20 protein-coding genes and 3 pseudogenes are annotated in these 26054 nt (G+C 57.6%); 13 read left to right on the forward strand and 10 right to left on the reverse strand.

The annotated features are described in order from the left end of the window. Positions 1 to 76: 76 nt before the first annotated feature. Positions 77 to 2158 carry a bifunctional diguanylate cyclase/phosphodiesterase gene (locus tag JNO11_RS16060; RefSeq protein WP_325177490.1) on the reverse strand — a complete coding sequence of 694 codons (2082 nt, stop codon included), beginning with the start codon at positions 2156 to 2158 and terminating at the stop codon, positions 77 to 79. 543 nt (positions 2159 to 2701) lie between these two features. Here JNO11_RS16060 and JNO11_RS16065 point away from each other — a divergent pair. The 5 genes and pseudogenes from JNO11_RS16065 to JNO11_RS16085 all read left to right on the forward strand — a co-directional run bounded on the left by JNO11_RS16065 (position 2702) and on the right by JNO11_RS16085 (position 7963). Further along, positions 2702 to 3271 carry a spore coat protein U domain-containing protein gene (locus JNO11_RS16065; protein WP_010249006.1) on the forward strand — a complete coding sequence of 190 codons (570 nt, stop codon included), beginning with the start codon at positions 2702 to 2704 and terminating at the stop codon, positions 3269 to 3271. Positions 3272 to 3293: 22 nt separating this feature from the next. Beyond that, positions 3294 to 3809: a spore coat U domain-containing protein gene (locus tag JNO11_RS16070; protein ID WP_039388136.1), complete on the forward strand. Its 516-nt coding sequence runs from the start codon at positions 3294 to 3296 to the stop codon at positions 3807 to 3809. Positions 3810 to 3834: 25 nt separating this feature from the next. Further along, positions 3835 to 4533: a molecular chaperone gene (locus JNO11_RS16075; RefSeq protein WP_010249009.1), complete on the forward strand. Its 699-nt coding sequence runs from the start codon at positions 3835 to 3837 to the stop codon at positions 4531 to 4533. A gap of 7 nt (positions 4534 to 4540) precedes the next feature. Then, positions 4541 to 6989 (forward strand): annotated as a pseudogene (locus JNO11_RS16080) (fimbria/pilus outer membrane usher protein). Beyond that, complete coding sequence (locus JNO11_RS16085; protein ID WP_010671114.1) at positions 6986 to 7963, forward strand: spore coat U domain-containing protein; 978 nt, start codon at positions 6986 to 6988, stop codon at positions 7961 to 7963. Before JNO11_RS16080 ends, JNO11_RS16085 begins: the two are co-directional and overlap by 4 nt. Here JNO11_RS16085 and JNO11_RS16090 read toward each other — a convergent pair. The 3 genes and pseudogenes from JNO11_RS16090 to exbB all read right to left on the reverse strand — a co-directional run bounded on the left by JNO11_RS16090 (position 7960) and on the right by exbB (position 10670). Beyond that, positions 7960 to 9283, reverse strand: a pseudogene (locus JNO11_RS16090) (MFS transporter). The gene JNO11_RS16085 and the pseudogene JNO11_RS16090 overlap by 4 nt on opposite strands. Before the next feature lie 235 nt (positions 9284 to 9518). Beyond that, positions 9519 to 9941 (reverse strand): TonB system transport protein ExbD, encoded by a 423-nt coding sequence (exbD, locus tag JNO11_RS16095; RefSeq protein ID WP_010249013.1) that lies wholly within the window; start codon positions 9939 to 9941, stop codon positions 9519 to 9521. A 6-nt stretch (positions 9942 to 9947) separates the two neighbouring features. Next, the gene (exbB, locus tag JNO11_RS16100; RefSeq protein ID WP_022623877.1) at positions 9948 to 10670 is read right to left on the reverse strand and encodes a tol-pal system-associated acyl-CoA thioesterase; all 723 of its coding nucleotides are present in this window, start codon (positions 10668 to 10670) and stop codon (positions 9948 to 9950) included. 352 nt (positions 10671 to 11022) lie between these two features. Between exbB and JNO11_RS16105 the strand changes: the two are divergent. The 5 genes and pseudogenes from JNO11_RS16105 to JNO11_RS16125 all read left to right on the forward strand — a co-directional run bounded on the left by JNO11_RS16105 (position 11023) and on the right by JNO11_RS16125 (position 16050). Continuing rightward, a pseudogene (locus tag JNO11_RS16105) lies at positions 11023 to 11995 on the forward strand (TRAP transporter substrate-binding protein). Positions 11996 to 12043: 48 nt separating this feature from the next. Next, positions 12044 to 12550, forward strand: a complete 507-nt coding sequence (locus JNO11_RS16110; protein WP_010249016.1) for a TRAP transporter small permease — start codon at positions 12044 to 12046, stop codon at positions 12548 to 12550. Positions 12551 to 12564: 14 nt separating this feature from the next. After that, on the forward strand, positions 12565 to 13851 hold the full coding sequence (locus JNO11_RS16115; RefSeq protein ID WP_010671118.1) for a TRAP transporter large permease: 1287 nt from the start codon (positions 12565 to 12567) through the stop codon (positions 13849 to 13851). A gap of 135 nt (positions 13852 to 13986) precedes the next feature. Further along, positions 13987 to 15177, forward strand: coding sequence for a cystathionine beta-lyase (metC, locus tag JNO11_RS16120; RefSeq protein WP_069025384.1), 1191 nt, complete (start codon positions 13987 to 13989; stop codon positions 15175 to 15177). A 210-nt stretch (positions 15178 to 15387) separates the two neighbouring features. Next, the gene (locus tag JNO11_RS16125; RefSeq protein ID WP_010249020.1) at positions 15388 to 16050 is read left to right on the forward strand and encodes a DedA family protein; all 663 of its coding nucleotides are present in this window, start codon (positions 15388 to 15390) and stop codon (positions 16048 to 16050) included. A 32-nt stretch (positions 16051 to 16082) separates the two neighbouring features. Here JNO11_RS16125 and JNO11_RS16130 read toward each other — a convergent pair whose 3' ends face one another. Then, entirely contained in the window at positions 16083 to 16991 is a 909-nt protein-coding gene (locus JNO11_RS16130) for an AraC family transcriptional regulator (protein ID WP_325177491.1), read from the reverse strand. 205 nt (positions 16992 to 17196) lie between these two features. Between JNO11_RS16130 and dkgA the strand changes: the two genes are divergently transcribed. Continuing rightward, complete coding sequence (dkgA, locus tag JNO11_RS16135) at positions 17197 to 18021, forward strand: 2,5-didehydrogluconate reductase DkgA (RefSeq protein ID WP_010249022.1); 825 nt, start codon at positions 17197 to 17199, stop codon at positions 18019 to 18021. 98 nt (positions 18022 to 18119) lie between these two features. Here the strand turns inward: dkgA and ftsP are convergent, their stop codons facing one another. From ftsP to JNO11_RS16155, 4 genes are all read right to left on the reverse strand, one after another. After that, a complete protein-coding gene (gene ftsP, locus JNO11_RS16140; RefSeq protein ID WP_010249023.1) occupies positions 18120 to 19550 on the reverse strand; it encodes a cell division protein FtsP in 1431 nt (476 codons plus the stop codon). A 141-nt stretch (positions 19551 to 19691) separates the two neighbouring features. Continuing rightward, positions 19692 to 20429 carry a 1-acylglycerol-3-phosphate O-acyltransferase gene (locus JNO11_RS16145; protein ID WP_325177492.1) on the reverse strand — a complete coding sequence of 246 codons (738 nt, stop codon included), beginning with the start codon at positions 20427 to 20429 and terminating at the stop codon, positions 19692 to 19694. Positions 20430 to 20474: 45 nt separating this feature from the next. Next, a complete protein-coding gene (gene parC / locus JNO11_RS16150; protein ID WP_325177493.1) occupies positions 20475 to 22748 on the reverse strand; it encodes a DNA topoisomerase IV subunit A in 2274 nt (757 codons plus the stop codon). A 192-nt stretch (positions 22749 to 22940) separates the two neighbouring features. Next, entirely contained in the window at positions 22941 to 23732 is a 792-nt protein-coding gene (locus JNO11_RS16155) for a transporter substrate-binding domain-containing protein (RefSeq protein WP_325177494.1), read from the reverse strand. Between the two features lie 141 nt (positions 23733 to 23873). Between JNO11_RS16155 and JNO11_RS16160 the strand changes: the two genes are divergently transcribed. Together JNO11_RS16160 and JNO11_RS16165 are read left to right on the forward strand one after the other, a co-directional pair. Further along, a complete protein-coding gene (locus JNO11_RS16160; RefSeq protein ID WP_010249028.1) occupies positions 23874 to 24455 on the forward strand; it encodes an NAD(P)H-dependent oxidoreductase in 582 nt (193 codons plus the stop codon). A gap of 48 nt (positions 24456 to 24503) precedes the next feature. After that, complete coding sequence (locus JNO11_RS16165) at positions 24504 to 24812, forward strand: putative quinol monooxygenase (protein ID WP_010249029.1); 309 nt, start codon at positions 24504 to 24506, stop codon at positions 24810 to 24812. Between the two features lie 296 nt (positions 24813 to 25108). Here the strand turns inward: JNO11_RS16165 and JNO11_RS16170 are convergent, their stop codons facing one another. Next, positions 25109 to 26008 carry a LysR substrate-binding domain-containing protein gene (locus JNO11_RS16170; RefSeq protein WP_010671124.1) on the reverse strand — a complete coding sequence of 300 codons (900 nt, stop codon included), beginning with the start codon at positions 26006 to 26008 and terminating at the stop codon, positions 25109 to 25111. Positions 26009 to 26054 lie beyond the last annotated feature (46 nt).

Here is a 26054-nt window from a genome sequence, read left to right on the forward strand (position 1 = left end):
GGCGGTTAATGAGCCGCGAACCCTGCATCCTTCCACTCATTCTGAGTGATGAAATCTATCGTAGCTGTCAGCGCTATCAGCCGGACAGTGACGCCACCGGCTGTCGCAGTGAGGGAAAACTCAGCGCCTCAACCCGGTCCGCTGGCGTCGGCTTGCCCAGCAGATAGCCCTGCAACGCATCAAAGCCTAAGCTGGTGAGCAAATGCTGCTGCTCTTCAGTCTCCACCCCTTCCGCCACCATGCGCAGATTGAGGCTCTGCGCCAGGGTCAGCATGGCGCTGACTACGGTCGCATCTTCACTGCCGGGCCGCAGGCAGTTGATAAAGCTGCGATCAATTTTGAGTTCACTGGCATCCAGATCTTTGAGATGCAGCAGGTTGGCATAGCCGATGCCGAAGTTATCAATCGCGACGCTGACACCCGCCTGCTGCAATTCACGAATGCGCTGCTGGCTGAAAGCGGGATCGCGCATGGCAATCGCTTCAGTGATCTCCAGCATCAGCGCGCTGCCCGGCAACTGGTTACGCGCCAGGGTCTGCGTCAGGATAGTCAGCAAATCACGCTGGTGAAACTGCAACGCGGAGAGATTCACCGATACTGTCCAGTCACTGTGGCCCTGGTTGTGCCATAGCCTGAGCTGACGGCAGGCCTCCCCGATCACCCAGTTACCCAGCGCAATAATCTGACCAGTTTTTTCGGCGCGCGGCAGAAACAGCTCAGGCGTCAGTAAACCGCGCTGCGGATGCTGCCAGCGCAACAATGCTTCGAATCCCATTAACCTGGTGCCGCCGGAACAGAATTTCGGCTGATAGAACAGCCGCATCTGCTCGCGCTCTATCGCCTCCCACAGATCGTTCGCCAGCTCCAGCTGATGCTGCGTCGCGGCGCTCATGGCCGGTTCAAACAGGCACCAGCCGTTTCGTCCGCTGTGTTTGGTGTGGTACATCGCCGCATCAGCATTAAACAATAGCTCCTGCCGGTTGCGACCGTGCAGCGGAAAGATCGCAATGCCCGCGCTGAGTGAAACGTGCAGCACATAGCGGTCAAGTTCAAACGGCGAACTGATAACTTTAACCAGTTTTTGCGCCAGCTGGCGGGCTGCGCTGATATCGCACTCAGCCATCAGCACAAATTCATCGCCCCCCAGACGCACCAGCAGCATCGTGTTGCTGAGCTGGCTGCACAGCCGTTCCGCCACCGCCACAAGCAACCGATCACCGACATGATGTCCCCATGTGTCATTGACCGCTTTGAAGCCATCGAGATCCATATAGATCACGGCAAAGCGATGCTCATTAAGCATCGCCTGTTTAATGGCGAGATCGAGCTGCTGCTCCAGCATTACACGATTGGGCAGCGTGGTCAGGTTGTCATGCATCGCCAGCTGACGCAATTCCTGGTTAGCGCGATTGAGGCGGGTCGCCAGACGCGCGGCGCGTAGCTGCGCATCCAGCATCGAACTCAGCAGAGTGATACCCAGAATAGTCAGGGTAATCAGCGTTACCCACACCGCCAGGCCCGCATTACTGACGCCGTGCGGCTGCATCATACTGCTGTGGCTGAACTCTGCTGCCGCCATACCTACATAGTGCATACCGGCGATGGCGATGCCCATGACCAGAGAGGCCAGCCCGCGCATCAGCATCAGATGATGATCGCCCTGGCGCAGATGAAAGGCCAGCCACAGCGCCAGGCCAGAGGCCGCAAACGCAATCAGCACAGAGAGCACCACCAGCAGCGCATTCCACTCCGGTTGCGGTTCAATCAGCAGGGCATACATACCAAGATAGTGCATGACCACCACACCCGCGCCCAGGATCAGCGTGCCGCGCAGCAGCCGCTGGCGGGTGAGATGCAGGCCACCCACCGTCTGGCCAAAAGCCAGCACAGACGCCAGGATCGCCACCAGCAGCGAGAGGATCGTCAGTCGCGTGTCATAGCGCATCATCATCGGCATCATCATCGCCAGCATCCCGATAAAGTGCATTGCCCAGACGCCAATCCCCATTGCGATGCCGCCCACCAACAGCCAGAACCGGGCGCTCCAGCCACGGGATACCGCTACCCGTCCGGCAGTATCCAGGGCTGTAAAAGAGGCAATGAACACCACGATCAGCGAAACGCAGATCAGGACGCTATCCCAGGTGACAGGCAACATGTGCAACTCCTCACCACCCGCGGAGAAACGGGTGCTGTGTACAGTCTGATAAGTGATCTGAAAACACCCGATGGGTGAAAGTGATTAAATTTCGGTATTTTCTGGTCCTGAAGGTCAGGCAAAACGCGCCCGCCGACGCTGGCAATTTATAACCTGCATCTTATTAACCGCCCCCAGAGCAAGCCGGTAAACCGTTATTATGTCTGATTGGTACAGGAACATATCACCGAAGCAGAAAGCATGCCAGATACCGAAAAAACAAAGAATTTTGTTTTATCGCCTCGTCTTCGCGCCTTGCTGTTACTGGGTTATCGGCCGGGGTGACGTTTTGATTAATCAAAAATAAATAGCAAGGCTTCGCGTAACGCTTTAACTGATCTATAGTAAGTAAAACTGATATAAATCAGCATTCTTAAGTCTAAGATTTTTCTTAAGATAGCGGCACTGCCTCCCTTGTTATTTTATTTCCTTTATTTTGGGTTGAATCGTTAATAAACACCGGGTGAAAAAGCACTGACTCTGGATAATCCGTAAGGAAATATTATGAAACTCAAGCTTTTTCTGTTTGCCGCTGCAGGATTAACTGTCGCTATTCCGTCATTAACCCAGGCGGCGACGACCTCGGGAACCATCAATGCCACGTTAACCCTGACCACCGGTTGTCTGGTGAACGGCCAGTCGGCTACGGCGGGCGTTAACTTCGGTACCCTGAACTTTGGTAGCAGCGCAGCCACGTTCGATACCCTGAACGCCACACTGGTCGGTGCGGCTGGTAACGGTATTTTTGTGCGCTGCACCACTGGTCAGGATTACAACGTGGTGGTCACCAGCAGCAATACTGCACCGGCGACCATCTACGGCACCGCCTCTGCATCGCCGCGTTATCTGGTACTGGGATCGGATAATGCACAGGGCATTGCCTATACCCTCTACAGTGACGCCTCCTTTACCACGGCGATCGCCAACAATACGCCTATCGCCGCCAGCGGTACCACCGATCCGACGCTGGGGACCAACTACGCCATCTATGGCCGGGTGGTCGGCGGCGGCTTCAATCCCCTGATCCCTGCCGGAACCTATACCGACACGATTAACGTTGCCGTGAACTATTAACTGCTGTCGCAGGTAAATACGGTTGGTTCTCTGGCGATCCTGCCTGACGATCGCATGCGGTCTGCCCCTGCTGACAGGGAGTATCAGCGCCTGGAGTCTGCCAACCAGCACCTTCCAGGTTACCGCGTCGATTGTGGCAGGCTGCGTGATATCCGGTACCAATACCGGCGTCTTTGGCACGCTTAATTTCGGTACGCAGTCTGGCGTGGCGGCGAACACCGTCAATGCCAGCTTTCTGCAGAGCACCTCAATTAATCTCGCCTGTACGCCAGGCACAACGCTGAGCATGAGTATTAATCAGGGCAACAATTTCACCACGACCCGTAACCTGAAGCTGCCCAATTTCAGCAACACCGTTCCCTACACGCTCTTTAGCAACGCCAGCCGCACCACGGTGATCCCGGTCAATCAGGCGGTGCCGCTGAGTTATAGCAATGCCAATAACATTACGCTGCCGATTTACGGTCAGCTACAACTGCCCGGCACTGCGCGCGCCGGCGTTTATACCGACACGCTGACCGTCACCCTGAGCTGGTGAGGTGATAGAAAACAAGGATATGATCATGAAGCCACTGCGCGCCCTGTTGCTGCTGCTAAGTTCCACCCTGCTCTCCCCGGCCTTCGCCGCGAATTCGGTCATGATCTGGCCCATCGATCCCGCCATTAATCCTGAAGAGAAAGCCAGCGAACTCTGGCTGGAGAATCGCGGTAACAGCACCACCATGATGCAGATCCGCGTCTTCAGCTGGCAGCAGAACAATGGCCAGGAGCAGTATCAGACTCAGCAGCAGGTGGTCGCCAGCCCGCCGATGGTGCGGATGGAGCCAGGCCAGAAACAGCTGGTCAGGCTGATTAAACAGACGCCGCCTGCGGCCGGTAAAGAGCTGGCCTATCGGGTGGTGCTGGATGAGATCCCGACCCCGCGTAATCCCGGCGAGAATCAGGCCGGGCTGACCTTCCAGATGCGCTATTCGGTGCCGCTGTTTGTTTACGGTACCGGGCTGAACACAGACAGCGCTCGCCCGGCTCTGCGCTGGCAACAGATCAGCGAGGGCGGCAGGCGCTGGCTCCAGTTAACCAACAGCGGCAGCGGTCACGCCCGGTTAAGCAATGTGGCGATTGGCGGTCGCAAACTGGGCGAAGGCTTATACGGCTATGTGCTGGCTGACAGCTATCACCGCTGGCCGCTCACCTCGCCGGTGAGCGGCGAACTCACTGCAGAGGTTAACAAGAGCCAGTGGCGCAGCGCTGCCCAGAAGTAAGCGCTGAATGAGACCGTTTTCCCTGCATCCCTCTGCGCTGGCCGTGGCCAGCGTTATTTACGCTTTTACGCCGGATCCTGTGCTGGCGGAGACTTACTCATCCCTGCCCCCGCCGCCCAGCCTGCAGACCAGCAGCAACGGTCAGCAATATATGCTGGAGCTGGTGATTAACCAGCAGGAGAACGGCAATATTGTGCCAGCAGAGCAGCGCGACGGTCATTTCTGGATTCGCAGTGGCGATCTGCAGCGTGCCGGCCTGCCAGCGGATAAGCTGGGCCAGCAGCCGCAGGTCGATGTCAGCAGCCTGCAACCCATCAAAGTGGAGTATGACGCTGCGCGACAGCGTCTGCTGCTGACCGTACCGCCTGAGTGGCTGCCCGGTCAGGTGATTGGCGAGGCGAAGAACGGACCGCGCTATCCGGGCCGTACCAGCAGCGGCGCGCTGATTAATTATGATCTTTATGCCAGCCGCACGGATAACAGTGGCTCCCGCCTGTCCGCCTGGAACGAACTGCGGCTGTTTGGGGATGCCGGTCATTTCTCCACTAACGGCGTCTGGCAACAGCAGCTGGAAGGCAGTACGACTTATCAGGATGATGGCTATATCCGCTACGACACCTGGTGGAGCAATGAAGATGAGAATGCGGCGGTAAGCTGGCGGGTCGGCGATCTGGTCACCGACTCGCTGGCCTGGAGCAGCAGCGTGCGGCTCGGTGGCATCCGCGTCGGTCGCGACTTCAGCGTCCGTCCCGATCTGGTGACCTATCCGCTGCCCGCCTTTTCCGGTCAGGCCGCCGTGCCTTCCACCGTCGATCTGTTTATTAATGGCTATCGCTCCAGCCAGGCGAACGTGCAGCCTGGCCCCTGGTCGATGACCAATGTGCCATTCGTTAACGGCGCAGGTGACGCCGTGATCACCACCACCGATGCGGTTGGCCGCCGTGTTACCACCACCATGCCGTTTTACGTCTCCAGTAACCTGCTGAAATCGGGGCTGTCGGACTACGCCTTCTCTGCCGGGGCAATCCGCGAAAACTACGGCATAAAGAACTTCGATTATGGTGAGGCAGCGGCCAGTGGCTCTTATCGTTACGGTATGACCGACTGGCTGACGCTGGAGAGCCACGCCGAAGGCAGCGAAACGCTGGCGATGGGCGGGCTGGGTGGTCAGCTGCGCGTCGGCAGCTGGGGCGTGGTCAACGGCGCGGTGGCGCAAAGTCAGCTCGATGGCGAGAGCGGCAGGCAATATAGCTGGGGATATCAGTACAACAACCGCTGGTTCAACATCGGCACTCAACAGACCCAGCGCAGCAGCGACTTCGGCAATCTGGCGCTGGTCGGCAGCCGTGCCGGTAGCCAGGCGGATAGCCGCTACGCACTCTCACGCCGCAGTGCTCAGTACAGCGCCAGCGTCTCGCTGAACCGCTTTGGCAGCGTCGGTGCCGCTTTCATCGACATCACCGACGGTCAGGGCGATCGCACCCGGCTGTGGAACCTCTCATGGAGTAAAAATCTGTGGGGTAACAGCAGCCTGTATGTCTCGGCCAGCCGCGATCAGCAGGAGAAAAGCTGGACCGGGGCGATTTCGCTGGTGATCCCGTTTGGCGAACAGGGCAGCGTGGCCCTCAGCAACGAACGCGACCAGCGTGGCCGCGACAGTCAGCGCGTTTATGCCTCACGCGCCATGCCCAGCGACGGCGGGTTCGCCTGGGATGCCTCCTGGGCGAATCAGAGCGGAGACAGCGGCGATTATCGTCAGGGCAGTCTGCGCTATCGCAACAACCAGATTGATACCTCGGCAGGCTTCTATGGCGATGATGATAACCTCACCCAGTGGGCCGATCTCTCGGGTGCGCTGGTGTTAATGGACAACAGCGTCTTTGCCGCTAACGAGATCAACGACGCCTTTGTGCTGGTAAAGACCAACTATCCCGACGTAAACGTGCGCTACGAGAATCAGTCGATGGGACGCACCAATCAACAGGGCTATCTGCTTGTGCCTGCCATCAGCAGCTACTACCCGGCCAAATATGATATCGACACCCTCGACCTGCCGGCAGATATGACCACGCCTCGGGTTGAGCAGCGCTTTGCGGTGAAACGCCAGAGCGGCTATCTGCTCAACTTCCCGGTGGAGAAACTGCGCTCAGCCAGCGTAATCCTGGTCGATGCGCAGGGCCAGCCGCTGCCGGTATCAAGCCTGGTGCAGCGTCCCGATCATCCCACCGGGTATGTCGGCTGGGATGGCATCGTCTGGATGGAAGATCTCACCGCCAGTAACCCGATGCAGGTGGTGACGCCCGATGGCCGCCAGTGCGAAACCGAACTGCGCATCGCCAGCGGTCAGCCGCAGGCGCTGAAAACTTACGGCCCCCCTGACCTGTGCGCTGCCCGCCCCTGCCGCAGGCAGCGCCCCCTCTCCCGCTGAATCTTTTACGTCCGGAAACCGACCATGATGAAATCTGTGATACTGGCTGGCCTGCTACTCTTACTGCCGTCGCTGGGCTACGCCGCCTGCGCCCTGCCCGCATCGACCGCCAGTTTCGGTTCAGTCACAACCTTTGTGGCTAACACCACCGTCAGTTCCACCACCACGAATGCCAACGTCAACTGTGGCGCGGGCGCCGGGCTGTCGCTGCTGGGCAATAACCAGATCACCTTTCAGCTGACGGGCGCGACCAATAGCAACGGCACGCGCGGTACGCTGAAACGCAGCGGTGATACCGGCAGCGATAATGTGCCGGTGCGGCTCTGCACCGACACGGCCTGCGCTACCGAACTGACGATTGGCGGCACGCCATTTGTCTATGGTTCGCAGACCCTGATCAACCTGGCGGGTTTGCTGGGCAGCCTTAACTTCGCCATCCCGGTCTATCTGCGCACCGTTCCCGGTCAGGTGGTCGCCGCCGGGACCTACCAGCTGACGCTGAATATGGCCGTGACTTATCGCATCTGCACCAGCGTTGCGATTGGCAATGTCTGTTTAAGCGAGCAGAACGGCAGCGGTGTCATCCCGATTAATATCACCGCCATTCTAACTAATGACTGCACCACCATTACCGCGCCGAATATCAGCTTTGGCAGCGCGCCGCTGGTCGGCAGCTTCTCCGCCGTGTCACAGACCATCAACGTGTTGTGCAGCAAAGGCAGCACCTATACCGTCGGGCTGAGCAACGGCAGTTATCCGGTGGGCAGCGTCAGGAATATGGCGAGCGGCGCGAATCGGCTGAGCTATGAAATTTATAAAAGCACCACCAGCAATCGCTGGGGATCGGCAGGCACTGAACGCTGGAGCAGTACCACCTCGACGGCGGTATCCACGGATGGACTGACGCGCGGTTTTAACTACACCGCGCGCATCCTGACCACGCAAAACACGCCGCCAGCCGGAAACTACAGCGACAGCGTGGTGGTCGATTTGTCGTTTTAGAGTGAAGCACTGACCGGCGTGCCGCTGTGACGGGTCTGATACTGCTTCACCATCCGGCCAATCAGCAACGTGCCGATCAACCCACAGACTGCGGCAAAGGTCAGCCAGACGCCCGGCATCGCTTTGTCACCGGTGGCGTGAATCAGGTAGCTGGAAATAGCAGGCGTAAAGCCGCCAAACAGCGCCGTCGCCAGGCTGTAAGCCATGGAGAAACCGGCGGCGCGCACCTCCGCAGGCATGATCTCCGCCAGATAGACCACCATCGCACCGTTATAACTGGCATAGAGAAACGACAGCCACAGTTCCGCTTCCAGCAGATGGGCGAAGCTGGCCGATCCCACCAGCCAGTGCAGCACCGGCCAGGTGGTGACAATCATCAGCAGGGTAAAAATGATCAGCAACGGACGGCGTCCGACGCGGTCCGACAGCGCCCCCATCAGCGGCAGCCAGATGAGGTTTGAGACACCGACACAGAGCGTCACCAGGAACGCCTGCTTGTCACTCATCATCAACACCGTTTTACCAAAGGTCGGGGTAAAGGCGGTAATCATGTAGAACATTACCGTGGTGGTGACCACCATCAGCATTCCCGCCAGCACCAGCGCCCAGTTGCTGGCGACAGACCGCATGATTTCCGTCATGCTGGGATGATGTTTACGTTTGCTGAACGCCTCGGTCTCTTCCAGCATCCGGCGGATATAGAACAGGAACGGCACAATCAGACAGCCGATCACAAACGGGATACGCCAGCCCCACTCCGTCACCGCCTCTTTCGCCAGCAAATGATTCAGCATCAGACCCAGCAGAGCAGCAAAGATCACCGCAATCTGCTGGCTGCCCGACTGCCAGCTGACGAAAAAGCCTTTGCGTCCTTTGGGCGCGACTTCGGCCAGATAGACCGACACGCCACCCAGCTCCACGCCCGCCGAGAAGCCCTGCAACAGCCGTCCCAGCAGGATCAGAATCGGCGCTGCCACGCCCAGGGTGGCATAGCCCGGCACCAGCGCGATGGTCAGGGTGCCCATCGCCATTAAGCCCAGCGTCAGCAACAGCCCTTTACGACGACCATGATGGTCGATGTAGGCACCGAGGATGATCGCCCCCCAGCGGGCGCATCAGGAAGCCTGCACCGAAAGTCATCAGGGTCAGCATCAGGGAGGCAAACGGGTCATCGCCGGGAAAGAAGGTTTTTGAAATGGCAGTGGCGTAGTAGCCAAATACCATAAAATCGTACATCTCCAGGAAGTTACCACTGGTGACGGTGAAGATGGTTCGGGCGGCACTTTTCGGCGGCTTTTGTAAAGAGGGGGTGTGACTCATAACGGCTTCCTGTTGTTTTTTAGCCGTTTTAGCCTGCCTGATGCGGGATTAATGTGACCTGGCTCACCATTGCACTTTACAAACCTATGTACATAAGTAACAACCAATTAACAACTCAGCTCAGGCAGCATAAGTGATTACCCTGGCCCTGATTTGCCTGATTTTATAGGGCTGGAGAGCAGCCATAAAAAAAGGCGACCTGAACAGTCGCCTTTTTCCTGAGCCGGATAACCCGCTATTTCTTCACGGTTTCCATGCCCATCAGACCAATTTTCAGATAGCCCGCCGTGCGCAGCTTATCCATCACGCTCATCAGCGTTTCATAATCGACTGACTTATCCGCCTGGAAGAAAATGGTGGTCTCTTTATTGCCCTGGGTCTGGTTAGTCAGCACGTTAACCAGCGACTCCGGCGTGACCTGATCGTTACCGACGTAAAGCTGCTTATCCGCTTTAATCGACAGGTAAACCGGCTTTTCCGGACGCGGCTGCGGCGCGCTGGTTGAGGCGGGCAGATTGACGCGTACGTCGACCGTGGCCAGCGGCGCGGCCACCATAAAGATGATCAGCAGAACCAGCATGACGTCGATAAACGGCGTCACGTTGATCTCATGCATTTCACCATCCGTTTCCAGATCGTCGTTTAATCGCATTGCCATAAGAACTTACCCTAAGCGCAGTTTCTGAGCCGTCGCAGGACGAGGAACATCAGTGGCGACGGTGCCCAGATCGATATCACGACTCTGCAGCAGCATCACCTGAGCGGCGACATCACCCAGCGAGGCTTTGTAGTTGGCGATCATGCGGGCAAAGACGTTGTAGATCACCACCGCCGGAATCGCAGCGATCAGGCCAATCGCGGTTGCCAGCAGCGCTTCGGCGATACCCGGTGCAACAACCGCCAGGTTCGTTGTCTGGGTTTTAGCGATGCCGATAAAGCTGTTCATGATGCCCCATACGGTGCCGAACAGGCCGATAAACGGCGCAACCGAACCGATGGTCGCCAGGAAGCCATTGCCCCGGCCTGCATGGCGGCTGAACGCAGCGACGCGGCGCTCAAGGCGGAAACTGGTGCGATCTTTAATCCCGTTGGTATCTTCCACGCCAGCCGACAGTTCAAGCTCATTCTGCGCATCATTCAGCAGCACCACACTGTGGCTGTGACCGGTAAACGACTGGGCAATGCGGGCGGCGTCATTCAGATTGCGGGCTTCGCCCAGCGCCAGATGCTCGCGCTTCAGGCGGCGCTTAGCGGCGCTGAGTTCGGCATATTTGCCGAAGAAGATCGCCCAGGTCACCACTGAGGCCAATAACAGGCCTATCATGACCACCTTTACCACGATATCGGCATGTTGATACATGCCCCAAACGGAGAGGTCCGTTTGCATCAAATCACTGGCTACCACGCTGCTTCTCCAACTTCTGATTCAGGGATGCGAGACAAGCGCGAATAATAGCAAAACGACGGCGAATTGATAGTAGTTCTCATTAGTATTTACAAAGCTGATCGCCGCCATTTACCCGCAATTGACCAGGTTTAAACACTTTTGACAAGGATGTTTCGAAAATGTGAAGTTGCATGAAAATTTATTAAAACATCGTTTCAAAATGTGATGGCATTCATTCAATCAGCATTGCCGCATTTTACTGGCGCGCGTTTTCACTATGCTGGCTCCACACGGTTCTCTCCGGTTAGCCCCCGACGCCGGACGCCGTCCTACCTCAGCGGGAGACAAAATAATGAGAATGACGAAAACATGCCTGGCCAGTGCCCTGGCGGCGATGATGATGAGCGCCACCGCCACGGCACAGGTGATCAAAGTGGCTGAAGTCCAGCCTGCCGGTTATCCGACCGTGGTCGCCCTGCAGCACATGGGCGACAAACTCAAACAGGCCACCGATGGACGGCTGGAGATGAAGCTCTTCGCTGGTGGCGTGCTGGGGGGACGAAGATCAGACGCTGCAACAGGTGCAGCTGGGCGCAATCGACATGATCCGTGTGTCGCTGGCGCCAGTCACCTCGATCGCCCCGGAAACCAGCGTGCTGACCCTGCCCTACATTTTCCGCGACATTGACCACATGCACAAAGTGCTGGATGGCGAGATAGGTCGCGAAATTGCCGACAAATTCGATAAAGATCCCAACGCCCGCATGGTGTTCCTGGGCTGGACCGATGCCGGTGAGCGCAACATGATCACCAAGAAGCCGCTGGCAAAACCGGAAGATCTGAAAGGCATGAAGATCCGGGTGCAGAACAGCGCCATCTCGCTGGCGACGCTGAAAGCGATGGGCGCGAATCCGGTGGCGATGGGCGTCAGTGAAGTGTTCAGTGCGATGCAGACCGGTGTGGTCGATGGCACCGAGAACAACCCACCGACCTTTGTCGCCCATAACTATATGCCGGTGGCGAAGTACTACACCCTCAGCGGCCACTTTATCCAGCCAGAGATGATCCTGTTTTCAAAACGCGCCTGGGATCGCCTGAAACCTGAGGATCAGGCGCTGCTGAAGAAGCTCGGCAAAGAGGCGCAGGATGAGGAGCGCCAGCTCTGGGCGACCTATACCGAAGAGTCGATCGCCAAAATGAAGGCAGGTGGCGTCACCTTCCAGCAGACCGACCGTGACTACTTCGTCAAAGCGACCCAGCCGGTGCGCGATCAGTTTGGCGGCAAATATCAGGATCTGATGACCCGGATCGCTGAGGTGAAATAACCCTTCCGCGCCACACTGCCGTGTGGCGTGCTTAATCAGGTATCAATTATGGCTGCTTATACACGTCTGATGGATGGGCTCTATCTGCTCTGCATGCTGGTGGCCGCCGTGGCACTGATGATTATGGTGACGGTGATCCCGATCGGGATCTTCGCCCGCTACGTGATGAACGGTGCACTCTCCTGGCCGGAACCGGTAGCCATTATCTGCATGATCATTTTTACGTTTATTGGCGCACCGGTCGGACTGCGGGCCGGGACGCATATCTGCGTTTCCATGGTCACCGATCGCCTGTCACCCGCCCGGCAACGCCTGATGCTGCGCGTCAGCGATCTGCTGATGATCATCACCTGTCTGGTGATCTTTCAGGCCAGTTACAGCCTGTGCGAAGCGATGTGGGTGCAGACGCTCGCTTCATTACCGGCAGTAACTTACGGCGAGATGTATCTGCCGATTCCGATTGGCGCGATCTTCACCCTGCTGTTTGTTGTTGAGCGATTGCTGACCGGCGATCAGAGCCAGCGGCCGATTGTCACGCTGGGCGGCACCCACTAACGCGGAGCAGAAAAATGGATGCATTGATCTTGATAGGCAGTTTGCTGGTGTTGCTGATGGTGGGTTTTCCGGTCGCCTTTGCGGTGGGGCTGAGCGCCTTTATTGGCGCCTGGTGGATTGATCTGCCGCTGGAAGCGGTGGTGATTCAGGTGACCAACGGCATTAACAAATTTTCGCTGCTGACTATCCCGTTCTTTATTCTCGCGGGTGCGATTATGGCGGAGGGCGGGATTGCCCGGCGGCTGGTCAACTTCGCCTATATCTTTGTCGGCTTTATCCGCGGTGGCCTGTCGCTGGTGAACATTGTCGCTTCCACCTTCTTTGGCGCGATTTCCGGCTCATCGGTGGCGGATACCGCCTCGATAGGCTCGGTGATGATTCCGCAGATGGAGGAGAAAGGCTATCCGCGTGATTTCGCCGCCGCCGTCACCGCCAGCGGCTCAGTGCAGGCGGTGCTGACGCCACCCAGCCACAACTCGGTGATTTACTCGCTGGCGACCGGCGGCATGGTGACCATCTCCTCGCTGTTTGTTGCCGGTATCTTTCCCGGCCTGCTGCTGGGTGGCTGCCTGATGATAATGTGCCTGGGTTTTGCCCATAAACGCGGCTATCCCAAAGGAGAACGTATTCCGTTTCGTCAGGCGCTGAAAATCTTCTTCGACGCGTTCTGGGGCCTGTTTACCGTGGTGATCATCATGGGTGGCATTCTCTCCGGTATCTTTACCGCCTCGGAGTCCGCCGCGATCGCCTGTATCTGGGCCTTTTTCGTCACCATGTTTATTTATCGCGACTTTAAATGGAACCAGCTGCATATCCTGCTGTTCCGCACCATTAAAACCGTCACCATCGTGATGGTGCTGATCGCCTTCGCGGCCGGATTCGGCGCGGTGATGACCTTTATGCAACTGCCGACGATTATCACCGAGGCGTTCACCAGCCTCTCTGATAACAAATATGTGATCCTGATGTGTATCAACATCCTGCTACTGGTGGTGGGAACGCTGATGGATATGGCACCGCTGATCCTGATCCTGACGCCGGTGCTGTTGCCGGTCGCCACCGCGCTTGGCGTCGATCCGGTTCACTTCGGCATGATCATGCTGACCAACCTCGGGATCGGCCTGATCACCCCGCCGGTCGGTACGGTACTGTTTGTCGCCAGTGCGGTCAGTAAGCAGAAAATCGAGCAGGTGGTCAGAGCCATGCTGCCGTTTTACGGCATGCTGTTTATCGTGCTGATGCTGATTACCTATATTCCGGCTATCTCCCTCTGGTTACCGCGCCTGATGGGCGTGATGTAGCGTCGGCAAAATCGGGTCCGGTAGCGGACCCGATTTTCATCCTGCGAAGCACTCTGATAATCACCATTGAGTCTCAACCCTGCTGGTCGTTTCGTGGTAACGTGAGGGCTTAGTCAGAAGCGGCAAAGGCGACTCATGACCACCAGAAAAATTGATACCACGCTCGTCAGTGCAGGACGCAGCAAGCGTTATACCCAGGGCTCGGTGAACAGTGTGATTCAACGGGCCTCCTCGCTGGTTTTTGATACGGTCGCGGAGAAGAAACGCGCCACTGCCGGTCGGGCAAAAGGCGAGCTCTTTTATGGCCGTCGTGGCACCCTGACGCACTTTGCGCTGCAGGATGCGATGACGGAGCTGGAAGGCGGCGCAGGCTGTGTGCTCTACCCCTGCGGCGCGGCTGCCGTGGCGAACGCGATTCTGGCGTTTGTCGAGGCGGGCGACCACGTGCTGATGAGTGGCGCAGTCTATGAACCGACCCAGGATTTCTGTACTAAAATCCTGACTAAGCTGCAGGTTTCAACGGGCTGGTTCGATCACTGCATCGGCAGTGAAATCGGTGAGCTGGTGCAGCCCAATACCCGGGTCGTTTTCCTGGAATCGCCTGCCTCTATCACGATGGAAGTTCAGGATATTCCGGCGATTGTGGCGGCGGTTCGCGCCAAAGCGCCCGAGGCGATCATTATGATCGACAACACCTGGGCGGCCGGTATTTTATTTGATGCGCTGGCGCACGGCATCGATATTTCGATTCAGGCGGGCACCAAATATCTGATTGGTCACAGCGATGCGATGATCGGCACGGCGGTCGCCAATGCGCGCTGTATCGATCAGCTGCGCGAGAACTCCTATCTGATGGGTCAGATGGTCGATGCCGATACCGCCTACATGGCGAGTCGGGGTCTGCGCACGCTGGGCACCCGTCTGCGTCAGCATGAAGAGAGCGCGATTCAGGTGGCAGAGTGGCTGGCAGCGCGTCCCGAAGTGGCGCGGGTTAATCACCCGGCGCTGGCGCAGAGCAAAGGTCATCAGTTCTGGCAGCGTGATTTTAACGGCAGCAGCGGCCTGTTCTCTTTTATCCTGCAGGAAAGACTCAGCGCGCCCCAGCTGGCGGAATATCTCGATCACTTCCATCATTTCAGCATGGCGTACTCCTGGGGCGGCTATGAATCGCTGATCCTGGCGAATCAGCCGGAAGAGCTGGCCGCGATTCGTCCGGCGGGTGGAGTCGATTTCACCGGTACGCTGGTGCGACTGCATATTGGTCTGGAGCACGTTGACGATCTGCTGGCTGACCTGGACGCCGGTTTTGCGCGCCTGACGCGTTAATAAACTCAGGCAAAAGATAAACAGACGCTAAACAGAAGATGAACCGGGTAGCGGCCACCCGCAGAGTTTGCCGGGCTGCTGCTCATTTATTGTTAAAATTTATCCCAGACCGTTCAGGTCATCAGTGAGGTCGCTGCATTTATTGCGCAGCGCCGCGACCGATTGCCTGAATGCAGACGGATAGTTCCTTGTGACGTGATGGAATAGCAAATGGGTGTTTTACACGAGATTGTCCACGCGCTCTGGCATCAGGATTTTGCCGCGCTGGCAAATCCGGATGTGGTGTGGGTGGTGTACGGCGTGATGTTCCTGACGCTGTTTCTGGAAAATGGGCTGTTACCCGCCTCTTTCCTGCCGGGCGACAGCCTGCTGCTGCTGGCGGGTGCGATGGTGGCAAAAGGGGTGATGGATTTTGTGCCGACGATGGTGATCCTCACCACCGCCGCCAGCCTGGGCTGCTGGCTGAGCTATCTGCAGGGTCGCTGGCTGGGGAATACCCGGCTGGTGAAGAGCTGGCTGATGCATCTGCCCGCGCAGTATCACCAGCGCGCGTGGAATATGTTTAACCGTCACGGCCTGATGGCGCTGCTGGTCGGCCGTTTTCTGGCTTTCATCCGGACGATCCTGCCAACCATGGCGGGCATTGCGGGCTTGCAGAATGGTCGCTTCCAGCTGTTCAACTGGCTCAGCGGCGTGCTGTGGGTTGGCATCGTCGTGACGTTTGGCTATGGCATCAGCCAGGTGCCGTTCATCAAGCGTCATGAAGATCAGGTGATGGCGATCCTGATGATACTGCCGATGGTGTTGCTGTTTCTCGGGCTGTTTGGCAGCATTCTGGTTATCTGGAAAAAGCGTCGGCAGAAACAGGCCTGACGTCAGCGCGTAGCATCAGGATCCGCCGCCACTCAGGCGGACGGATCCGCTACCGTCTGCCGCACACGATTCACCTCTTCCCCTGGCGTCACGCCAAAATAGCGCTTAAATTCCCGCGAAAACTGTGAGGGACTTTCATAGCCAACCCGCACCGCCGCCGCACTCGCTTTCAGTCCATCGTGCAGCATCAGTAATCGCGCCTGATGCAGGCGATATCGCTTGAGATACTGCAGGGGCGACGTCTGCGTAACCGCTTTAAAGTTATGGTGAAAGGCTGAAACGCTCATGTTTACTTCCGCCGCCAGCGCATCGACGCTGAGGTTTTCCGCATAGTGATTCTCAATCCGTCGCAGGGCACGCGCGATCAGGCTGAATTGCGTCTGTCGGCTCACCAGTGAGAGCAGCGCACCACCAATCGGGCCAGTCAGCACGTAGTAGATAATCTCCCGCACGATGTGCGGCCCCAGCACCCGCGCATCGCGTGGCTGGGTCATCACATCAAGCAGCCGCTCAGCGGCACACAGCATCGGTTCCGTCAGCCACGCCGAGTGGATCCCTGAGGTCTGCGGCTGCGGCTGGAACTGATCGTCATCGCCGATTTCAATCAGCAGATCCTGCAGGCTGGCGGTATCGACATTAAGACACAGCCCGGCAATCGGCATCTCTGGCGAGGCCCAGGTTTCGCACTCCACCGGCAGCGGCACCGTGAGCATCAGGTACTTGCTGGCGTCATACTGAAACACCGTGCTGCCGAGATAGCCGGTTTTGCTGCCTTGAAACAGGATCACAATGCCGGGCTGATACATCATCGGCGTACGGGGACGATATTGATTAGCGTAAATCAGCGACACATTTTCGACCGGACAAAGACGGTCGTGACCATGGGTCATTAATGTGACGACCTGCTGCGCCAGCCGGTGACACAGGGCATCGTGCGCCATAGCGACTCCTTTTACGGGCAAAAAAGCCAGTGTGCCGTGCGAATGCCTGAATCACCAGCAGCCTGGAGAATCAGGCAAGAAATTTACCGGATCGGGCATGGCGGCAGAACCACTGTTGTTGCCTCAGCTAAGCAGGCTGAGAATTGTTGGCTAGACTTAAGCACAGTGAAATCTCACGGATTAACCGCAACGGAAAGGAGCAACTATGGCAGACCAACCCATTATCAAACTGCGCGATGGCAATATGATGCCGCAACTCGGACTCGGTGTGTGGCAGGCCAGCATTGAAGATGCACGTCATGCGGTGCTGAAAGCGCTGGAGGTCGGCTATCGCTCAATCGATACCGCCGCCGCCTATAAGAATGAAGAGGCGATTGGCCAGGCACTGCAGGAAACTGACGTGCCGCGAGAAGAGATTTTCGTGACCACCAAACTCTGGAACGACGATCAGCAGAACGTTCAGCAGGCGATGGAAACCAGCCTGGAGAAACTGAAACTGGAGCAGGTTGATCTCTATCTGATGCACTGGCCGTGCCCGGAAAAAGACAATTATGTCGATGCCTGGAAGAAGATGATTGAATTGCAGCAGCAGGGGCTGACTAAAAGTATCGGCGTCTGTAACTTCCATGAGGCGCATCTGAAGCGACTGCTGGATGAAACCGGTGTCACGCCGGTGGTGAACCAGATTGAGCTGCACCCGATGCTACAGCAGCGCACGCTGCATGCGTGGAACGCACTGCATCAGATCCAGACAGAATCCTGGAGTCCGCTGGCGCAGGGCGGCAAAGGGGTCTTCGATCAGGAGATCATCAAGTCGCTGGCGAAGAAATATGGCAAGACGCCGGCACAGATCGTAATCCGCTGGCATCTGGATAGCGGCCTGGTGGTGATTCCGAAGTCGGTGACACCAGCCCGCATTGAAGAGAACTTTAAGGTGTTCGACTTCCGTCTGGACAAGCATGAAGTGAGCGATATTGCGAAGCTGGACAGCGGCAATCGTCTGGGGCCGGATCCGGAAACCTTTAACTAAGGCTGGGCGTCACCAGGTGAGCTCACCTTATCTGCCCTGCGGCTGGGGCAGCTAACGATTAACGCGGTCAGGCGGGCTCTCCCTGCCTGACCGCGCTGTTATGCGCTGGGCTGCACCACCAGCTGACCGGCAGTACCGCGGTCGGCCAGTTCCAGTGTCTGACTGTAGTAGACGAACGGGAAGTGATCTGACGAACTTTGCGGGAAAGTGACCATCAGTTCCACGCTGCCATCCACCCACACCGTATCTTTCCAGCCACGATCTTCGCCCATCGGCTGCGCACCATTCACACTTTTAATCAGGAACATCACGCCCTGGATATGCAGCGACTGTGGCCGGTCAGCATGCAGGATCCAGCGCTCAAAGGTGCCCTGCTGTGCCGTGGTGTCAATGCGGCTCATATCCCAGATCGCGCCGTTAATGCCCGGCATGCTGTCACCGATGCGGAATTCACGGGTGCGAACCGCCACGCCATCCAGAATCTGATCGGCCAGCAGCCGCATCGGCAGATTATCCGTCACCAGCGGCAGCAAGCCGGTTGGCCGCAGCGTCAGGATCAGGGTTGACGTCAGAATGGAGGATGGCTCAAAGAAGCCGCGCAGCCGATCCATAATGCCCGCCGCCGTACCTGCGGTAATCGACACTTCATCGCCCTGCGACATATCCACCAGCACTTCGCGGCGTTCGCCTGGCGCCAGTGACAGGCGCTGCACCGCCACCGGCGCAGGCAGATAGCCCTGATCGCTGGCGATGACCATAAACGGGCGATTGTCGCTGAGCACCATCTCATAGCGGCGCGCATTCGAGGCGTTCAGCAGACGCAGACGCACCCAGCCGCGTGATACTTCCACAAACGGATTGCGTACGCCATTCACCAGCAGCGTGTCACCCAGGAAACCACCATCCTGCGGCGGGTCATAGACCGGCGTGGCAAAGTTATCGAGCCGCTTGTCCTGAATGATAATCGGGAAGTCATCGACGCCGTAATGCTTCGGCAACGGCAGCTGCCTGCCAATATCATCTTCCACCAGCCACATCCCGGCCAGTCCGTTATAGATGTGCGGAGCCATGCGGTTCGGCGTGTTGGCGTGATACCAGCAGGTTGAGGCCGCCTGACGAATCGGCAGCACCGGCGACCAGTCGACACCGGCTGACATCATACGCGGCGCGCCACCCATCAGCGCACCCGGCAACTGCAGGCCGCTGATAGTCATGGAGACCGGCTCGTTCAGACGGTTGCTGTAGATCAGCTTAACGTCATCGCCGCTGTAAACCCGGACGGTCGGGCCAAGATAGAGGCCATTAATGCCCCACACCGGCACTTTGTTGTTGTCGCCATTAAAAGACCAGTGGCTGCGCTGCATTGTCAGGAACAGCGGCTGGCCGCGACGGGATTCCAGCAACGGCGGAACCGGAAGTGGCGTGTCGCCATTAGCTGAAGAAGCGGCACGCGCCGCATGAGGTAGTACACTGGCGCTAAGCGCCGCTCCGGCAGAAAGCTGGATGAACTGACGTCTGCTGAAAGACATAAAACTTCTGACCCTTTACGCGTGGCGCTAAGCGCCGACCCTGTTTTTATTGATCTGTTTTTGCTGTGCTGCGTTCACGGCGGGCGGACGTGCCCCGCCGTGCGGCATCCCTGCAGGATAGTTCGGCGAATGGTTCGCCGGTCAGATATTTCCGTTTTTTTCGCGTTCTGCGACTTCGGCGTTCAGCTCTTCCAGCTTTGCCGCCATCAGTTCGCGACAGTGGGTCGCCAGCTTACGCACCGACGACGACTCGAAAGCCTTTACATCAATCGGTGGCAGCATCTCAACGATCACCAGCCCGTTTTTCCAGCGATTGAGGTTGATCTTGCCATGTGTGTTGGAGACCACAATCGGAATGATCGGCACACCCGCCGCCACAGCGGCGTGAAAGGCACCGGTTTTAAACGGCAGCAGGCCACGACCACGGCTGCGCGTTCCTTCCGGGAACATCCAGATGGAGATGCGCTTACTGTTAAACTCATCTACCAGCTGACCGATCGTGCCGCGTGCTTTTGCACGGTCATCGCGATCAATCAGCAGGTTACCGGTCAGCCAGTAGAGCAGGCCAAAAAACGGCACCCACAACAGGCTCTTCTTGCCCACCGTCACCGTACAGGGCTGCACCATTTTAGCCGCGGTGACCATGTCGTAGTTGTTCTGATGGTTCGCGATGTAGATCGCATTACCATAATTCTCAGCACCTTCCGGTCTGCGCAGTTCTACTTTAAGGCCAAATACCGTCGACAGTTTGCCTAACAGATGGCCAAATGTGGCGACATGACGCGGATTACGCGGTGAAAACAGACACCAGATACAGCCAAATATACAGACTAAGATCGAATAGATGACGACAATAATGGCACGCAGAATCAGTAACATAGTTCCCTCATTGAGCCACGGCTGACGCGGTGTCAGCCGGGTAGTTTACGCTTCGCTATCCGGGCTCGCCGGACGCGCAGGCGCATCCAGTTCAACACGATCAATTTTTTGCAGGCCGCGCGGTAACAGCGTGCCGCGACGTCCGCGATCGGCGCGGAATTTTTGTAGCTCTTCACTGCGCAGCAGCATTTTACGCTTGCCTACGTGCAGCGTGATAGCGCTGCCCGGCGGTAAAATCATCAGCCAGGCCAGTTTGTCCTGACCAGCGGCCGCTTCCGCGGATGGAATCGAGATGATTTTGTTGCCCTTGCCTTTCGACATCTGCGGCAGCTCCCCGACCGGGAACATCAGCATCCGTCCCGCCTGGGTGATCGCCAGCAGCATGTCATCTTCATGATGGACGGCCATCGGCGTCATCACGCGGGCGTTTTCCGGCAGCGTCAGCAGCGCTTTACCGGCCCGGTTGCGCGACACCAGATCGCTGAAGGTACAGATAAAGCCGTAACCCGCATCAGAGGCCATCAGCAGGCGCTGATCATCTGGCTCCATCAGCACCTGTTCAACTACCGCACCCGGCGGTGGCGTCAGCTTGCCGGTCAGCGGCTCGCCCTGCCCGCGCGCTGAAGGCAGCGACGTCGGATCCAGAGTGTAGCTGCGGCCGGTGGAGTCGATAAAGGCCACCGGCTGATTGCTCTTGCCGCGTGCCGCAGCCAGATAGCTGTCGCCGGCTTTGTAGCTGAGTCCGGCTGGATCGATATCGTGGCCTTTGGCGCTACGCACCCAGCCCATCTGCGACAGCACAATGGTCACCGGTTCAGACGGCACCAGCTCGGTTTCGCTCAGGGCTTTGGCTTCTTCACGCTCACGCAGCGGCGAGCGACGATCGTCGCCGTAGCTGGCGCTGTCAGCCTGTAACTCTTTTTTCAGCAGGGTATTCATCTTGCGTTCAGAGGCCAGCGTGGTCTGCAGCTGATCGCGCTCTTTTTCCAGCTCCGCCTGCTCGCCACGGATCTTCATCTCTTCCAGTTTTGCCAGGTGGCGCAACTTCAGTTCGAGGATCGACTCGGCCTGGGTTTCGCTGATGCCAAAGCGTGACATCAGGACCGGCTTAGGCTCATCCTCAGTACGGATGATCTCGATCACTTCATCGATGTTCAGGAACGCAACCAGCAAACCTTCCAGGATATGCAGGCGGCGCAGCACGCGATCCAGGCGGTGATTCAGACGACGTTTGACCGTATCGCGGCGAAACACCAGCCATTCGGTCAGGATCTCATGCAGATTTTTCACCGCCGGGCGGTTATCCAGCCCGATCATGTTGAGATTAACGCGGTAGCTCTTTTCCAGATCGGTGGTGGCGAACAGATGGTTCATCACCTGATCGAGATCGACGCGGTTGGAGCGCGGAACGATCACCAGGCGGGTCGGGTTTTCGTGATCCGATTCATCACGCAGATCCTCCACCATCGGCAGTTTTTTATTGCGCATCTGGTTCGCAATCTGCTCCAGCACGCGCGCGCCCGACACCTGATGCGGCAGCGCGGTAATCACCGCCTCGCCCTCTTCCTTCTTCCAGACTGCACGCTGGCGAATCGAGCCGCGACCGGTCTGATAGATTTTGCGGATCTCGTCACGCGGCGTGATGATCTCCGCCTCTGTAGGATAATCAGGCCCCTGGACAATATCCAGCAGCTGTTCCAGCGTGGTTTTCGGCGAGTCGATCAGTGCGATGGCGGCCTGAGCCACTTCGCGCAGGTTGTGCGGCGGAATATCGGTCGCCATACCCACGGCAATCCCGGTGGTGCCGTTCAGCAGAATATTGGGCAGGCGCGCCGGTAACATCTTCGGCTCCTGCAGCGTGCCATCAAAGTTCGGCTGATAATCGACCGTCCCCTGACCCAGCTCACCCAGCAGCAGCTCGGCATATTTCGACAGGCGGGATTCGGTGTAACGCATCGCCGCGAATGACTTGGGATCATCCGGTGCACCCCAGTTACCCTGGCCATCGACCAGCGGATAACGGTAGGAGAACGGCTGCGCCATCAGCACCATCGCTTCATAACAGGCGCTGTCGCCGTGCGGATGGTATTTACCCAGCACGTCACCTACGGTACGCGCCGATTTTTTGAATTTTGCGCTGGCGCTCAGTCCCAGTTCGGACATGGCGTAGACGATACGTCGCTGAACCGGCTTTAATCCGTCGCCAATGTAAGGCAGGGCGCGGTCCATGATGACGTACATCGAATAGTTTAAGTACGCATTCTCGGTGAATGTGTGCAGGGCAAGACGCTCTGCACCATCCTGAGTCAGTTCACTCATTAATTTCTCATCCTCACATCGTGGCCCACAACGGCGGGACACCCGGCGGTGGTTTGGCGAGGATAGTACCTTATTCGCTGGTGTTAGTCACAGGGGAAGCGCGGGAGAGCAGGCGTCCCGCCGCGCGATTTCATGTGCCGGAGGCACGCCGGATTCAGACCGGCAAGTGTCTGACCTGTCTGTGGAAGTGGCTCAGGGCTTTGCACCCATCCACTGGCGGGCAATGTCACGATATTCGCCAGTGGCGGTGCTGAGATGCAGCCACTGATCGACATAGAGCTTCCAGCTGATATCGTCACGCGGAATCATGTAAGCCTTCTCGCCATACTGCAGCGGTTTGTCGGGATCGATCGCGCAGAGCGTCGGGTAATGTTGCTGCTGAAAACGCGCTTCAGAGGCATCGGTGATCATCACATCCGCCTTGTTGTCCACCAGTTGCCGGAAGATGGTGACGTTATCGTGGAACAGCGTCAGTGAGGCCTTTGGCAGGTGGCTGTGCACAAAGGCTTCGTTGGTGCCGCCTGCCGGTTCAATCAGCCGCACGTCAGGCCGGTTGAGCTGTTCGATGGTCTGGAAGCGATCTTTATCGCTGCAGCGCACCAGCGGGATTTTGCCATCCACATCCAGCGGCCGGGCGAACCAGGCGGTCTGCTGGCGTTTCAGCGTGACGGAGACGCCGCCGACGGCGATATCACACTGCTTTGCCAGAAAATCGGGCATCAGGTTTTTCCAGCTGGTTGGCACCCACTCCACTTTCGCGCCGAGCGAGGTAGCCAGCGCGTTCGCCATGCTGATATCCAGCCCTTCATACTGACCATCGGGTCGCAGGTAGCTGTAAGGCTTGTAATCCCCGGTGGTGCAGACCTTAAGCGTTTTAGAACTGAGGATGGTGTCGAGATGAGATTGTGCCTGGACAGCACCGGTGGCGAGCAGCAAAGAGAGGACAATTTTTTTCATTTTGCGTTTTTCTTTAATTGTTTTCATCGTGAGTTTGCCTGCCGATGGTGCCATAAACCGGCGCATTGTTGCTTCCACAGCAAAAGTGTTGTGATCAACCTCCCATTTTTCTGCGACCGTAGCGCGCGTAAGCTAAGCGCCATATTCAGGAAATGAGGCAAACTATTCATGAGCAAGATTTTAATTATCGATGGCGGCAAAACCTTTGCCCACTCTAAAGGCGAACTGAACCACACGCTGACCGACGTTGCGGCCAGCCAGTTGCGTGACATGGGGCATGAGGTGTCTGTGACCCTGGCTGACAGCGACTATGTGGTCGCCGATGAAGTGCAGAAATATGTCGATAGCGATGTGGTGATTTATCAGATGCCTGGCTGGTGGATGGGCGAGCCGTGGACCGTAAAGCGTTATATCGATGAAGTCTTTACCGAAGGCCACGGCTCGCTCTACGCCAGTGATGGCCGTACCCGTTCTGATGCGGCGAAGAAATATGGTTCCGGCGGTCTGCTGCAGGGCAAAAAATATATGCTGTCACTGACCTGGAACGCGCCGCTGCAAGCCTTTACCGATCCGGAGCAGTTCTTTGAAGGCGTCGGCGTCGACGGTCTTTATCTGCACTTCCACAAAGCTAACCAGTTCCTGGGCATGGAAGCGCTGCCGACCTTTATCTGCAACGATGTAATTAAAGCGCCGGACGTGCCACGCGATATTGCCGCTTATCGGACCCATCTTAGTCGCGTTTTTGCGTAAGATGGCTGGGGGATACCCCCTATTTTCTCACGAAAGAGGAATTCGCGAATGTTAACAGTCGTTGCTGAAATTTGTGTCAAACCCGGTCGCCGTCAGGCCGTGCTGGATGCGGTGAAAAAACTGATCCCGCTGGTTTTAGAAGAAGAAGGCTGCCATCAGTATGACGCGCTGCTGGACCATCAGGCGCAGGTGCCGTGGAAGCAGAACTCGCCGGACTCCATTTTTATGCTGGAACAGTGGGAAACGCTGCGTCATCTGGAGCAGCATCAGCAGATGCCGCACATGGATGCGCATCGCGCCATCATTAAAGATGATGTGGTGGATGTGAAGATTCTGGTGCTGGAACCCAGCGCCTGATTCGTGCTGAAGGCTTAACCCCTTTTTCGGTAAACGGGGTCAGGCTGCTGACAACCTCAAACCTGAGTGCCTCTGGCAGCAATGAATTAGCTCAACGCGAAGGGAACACGGTCAGAAGAGGAAAGCGTCCCGCGCCAGGGATGGCGCGGGTAGAGCGACCAGGGACTGGCTTGAGCGCCTTTCCGATCTGACCGTGTTCCCTGTGCAAGCACAATCTCACAGCGAATCCGGCCAGACTTGCCAGCATCTCCAAACCCCTGCCCTATGACAGGGGTTTTTTATTATGGCAGGAGAGATCATAGCAGCTGACGCCGATCAATCTCGGTGCGGAGAAAATCCAGAAAGCAGCCGATGCGCGAAGAGAGCGTGGTGTTACGGTAATAGACCGCATGCACCGGCAACCGCAGCTCGCGGGTTTCAGCGGGGAGAACCGGCACCAGTCGTCCTGCCGCGCAATCTTCCCGGCTAACAAAGTCGGAGAGGCGTGCGATCCCCTGTCCTGCCAGCGCCAGTTGCCGGATGGTTTCGCCGCTGGAGGCAGAGATTGTGGGCTTAATGCGCATGAAATCGCCATCAGGCTGCCAGATCGGCCAGACGTTGTGCGCCTCAAGATGGCTGAAGCCGATGATTTGATGCTGCGCGAGATCGGCCACGCTCTGCGGGGTGCCCGCTTTCGCCAGATAGGCCGGACTGGCCATCAGCCGGATCGCACTGCTGCCAAGCATCCGGGCGCGCAGCGTAGAGTCGCGCAGTTCGCCGATGCGAATGGCAATATCCGTTTGCTGCTCCAGCAGATCGATCAGGATATCGTCAGTATTCAGTTCAAGCTGGATCAGGGGATAGCGGGCGCGGAAATCGTCCACCAGCGGCACAATCACATGCAGCATAAAAGGGGTGGCGGCGTTTACCCGCAGCCGCCCTGACGGCATCTCGCGCCGCAGGGCTATCTGCTCTTCGGCCTGCTCAACCGAGGCCAGGATCTGTCGCGCATGCTCCAGAAAAACCTGTCCCTCTTCGGTCAGCGCCAGCCGTCGGGTGGTGCGATGCAGCAGGGTGGTCTGCAGCTTGCTCTCCAGCCGGGACAACGCCCGGCTGATGCCCGAACTGGTCTGCGCCAGCTGGGATGCCGCCGCGGTAATAGAACCGCTGTCCACCACCGCCACCCAGGCGCGTAGCTCTTCCAGGGTAATTTTCACAAGGGTTACTGTCTCTGCTCTGAATCTGCCGGGTTCTCTGGGGATG

Origin of the sequence: Pantoea sp. 1B4, assembly GCF_016925765.1 — a bacterium.
In the GTDB taxonomy this organism is placed as follows: domain Bacteria; phylum Pseudomonadota; class Gammaproteobacteria; order Enterobacterales; family Enterobacteriaceae; genus Pantoea; species Pantoea agglomerans.

What these genes read in the sequence shown, in the direction of transcription:
- JNO11_RS16125 (WP_010249020.1), top strand. Translation starts at nt 15,388, where the DNA reads ATGGGTGTTTTACACGAGATTGTCCACGCGCTCTGGCATCAGGATTTT.
- JNO11_RS16115 (WP_010671118.1), top strand. Translation starts at nt 12,565, where the DNA reads ATGGATGCATTGATCTTGATAGGCAGTTTGCTGGTGTTGCTGATGGTG.
- dkgA (WP_010249022.1), top strand. Translation starts at nt 17,197, where the DNA reads ATGGCAGACCAACCCATTATCAAACTGCGCGATGGCAATATGATGCCG.
- exbD (WP_010249013.1), bottom strand. Translation starts at nt 9,941, where the DNA reads ATGGCAATGCGATTAAACGACGATCTGGAAACGGATGGTGAAATGCAT.
- exbB (WP_022623877.1), bottom strand. Translation starts at nt 10,670, where the DNA reads ATGCAAACGGACCTCTCCGTTTGGGGCATGTATCAACATGCCGATATC.
- JNO11_RS16075 (WP_010249009.1), top strand. Translation starts at nt 3,835, where the DNA reads ATGAAGCCACTGCGCGCCCTGTTGCTGCTGCTAAGTTCCACCCTGCTC.
- JNO11_RS16110 (WP_010249016.1), top strand. Translation starts at nt 12,044, where the DNA reads ATGGCTGCTTATACACGTCTGATGGATGGGCTCTATCTGCTCTGCATG.
- JNO11_RS16130 (WP_325177491.1), bottom strand. Translation starts at nt 16,991, where the DNA reads ATGGCGCACGATGCCCTGTGTCACCGGCTGGCGCAGCAGGTCGTCACA.
- JNO11_RS16060 (WP_325177490.1), bottom strand. Translation starts at nt 2,158, where the DNA reads ATGTTGCCTGTCACCTGGGATAGCGTCCTGATCTGCGTTTCGCTGATC.
- JNO11_RS16145 (WP_325177492.1), bottom strand. Translation starts at nt 20,429, where the DNA reads ATGTTACTGATTCTGCGTGCCATTATTGTCGTCATCTATTCGATCTTA.
- JNO11_RS16085 (WP_010671114.1), top strand. Translation starts at nt 6,986, where the DNA reads ATGATGAAATCTGTGATACTGGCTGGCCTGCTACTCTTACTGCCGTCG.
- JNO11_RS16065 (WP_010249006.1), top strand. Translation starts at nt 2,702, where the DNA reads ATGAAACTCAAGCTTTTTCTGTTTGCCGCTGCAGGATTAACTGTCGCT.
- metC (WP_069025384.1), top strand. Translation starts at nt 13,987, where the DNA reads ATGACCACCAGAAAAATTGATACCACGCTCGTCAGTGCAGGACGCAGC.
- JNO11_RS16165 (WP_010249029.1), top strand. Translation starts at nt 24,504, where the DNA reads ATGTTAACAGTCGTTGCTGAAATTTGTGTCAAACCCGGTCGCCGTCAG.
- parC (WP_325177493.1), bottom strand. Translation starts at nt 22,748, where the DNA reads ATGAGTGAACTGACTCAGGATGGTGCAGAGCGTCTTGCCCTGCACACA.
- JNO11_RS16155 (WP_325177494.1), bottom strand. Translation starts at nt 23,732, where the DNA reads ATGAAAACAATTAAAGAAAAACGCAAAATGAAAAAAATTGTCCTCTCT.
- JNO11_RS16160 (WP_010249028.1), top strand. Translation starts at nt 23,874, where the DNA reads ATGAGCAAGATTTTAATTATCGATGGCGGCAAAACCTTTGCCCACTCT.
- ftsP (WP_010249023.1), bottom strand. Translation starts at nt 19,550, where the DNA reads ATGTCTTTCAGCAGACGTCAGTTCATCCAGCTTTCTGCCGGAGCGGCG.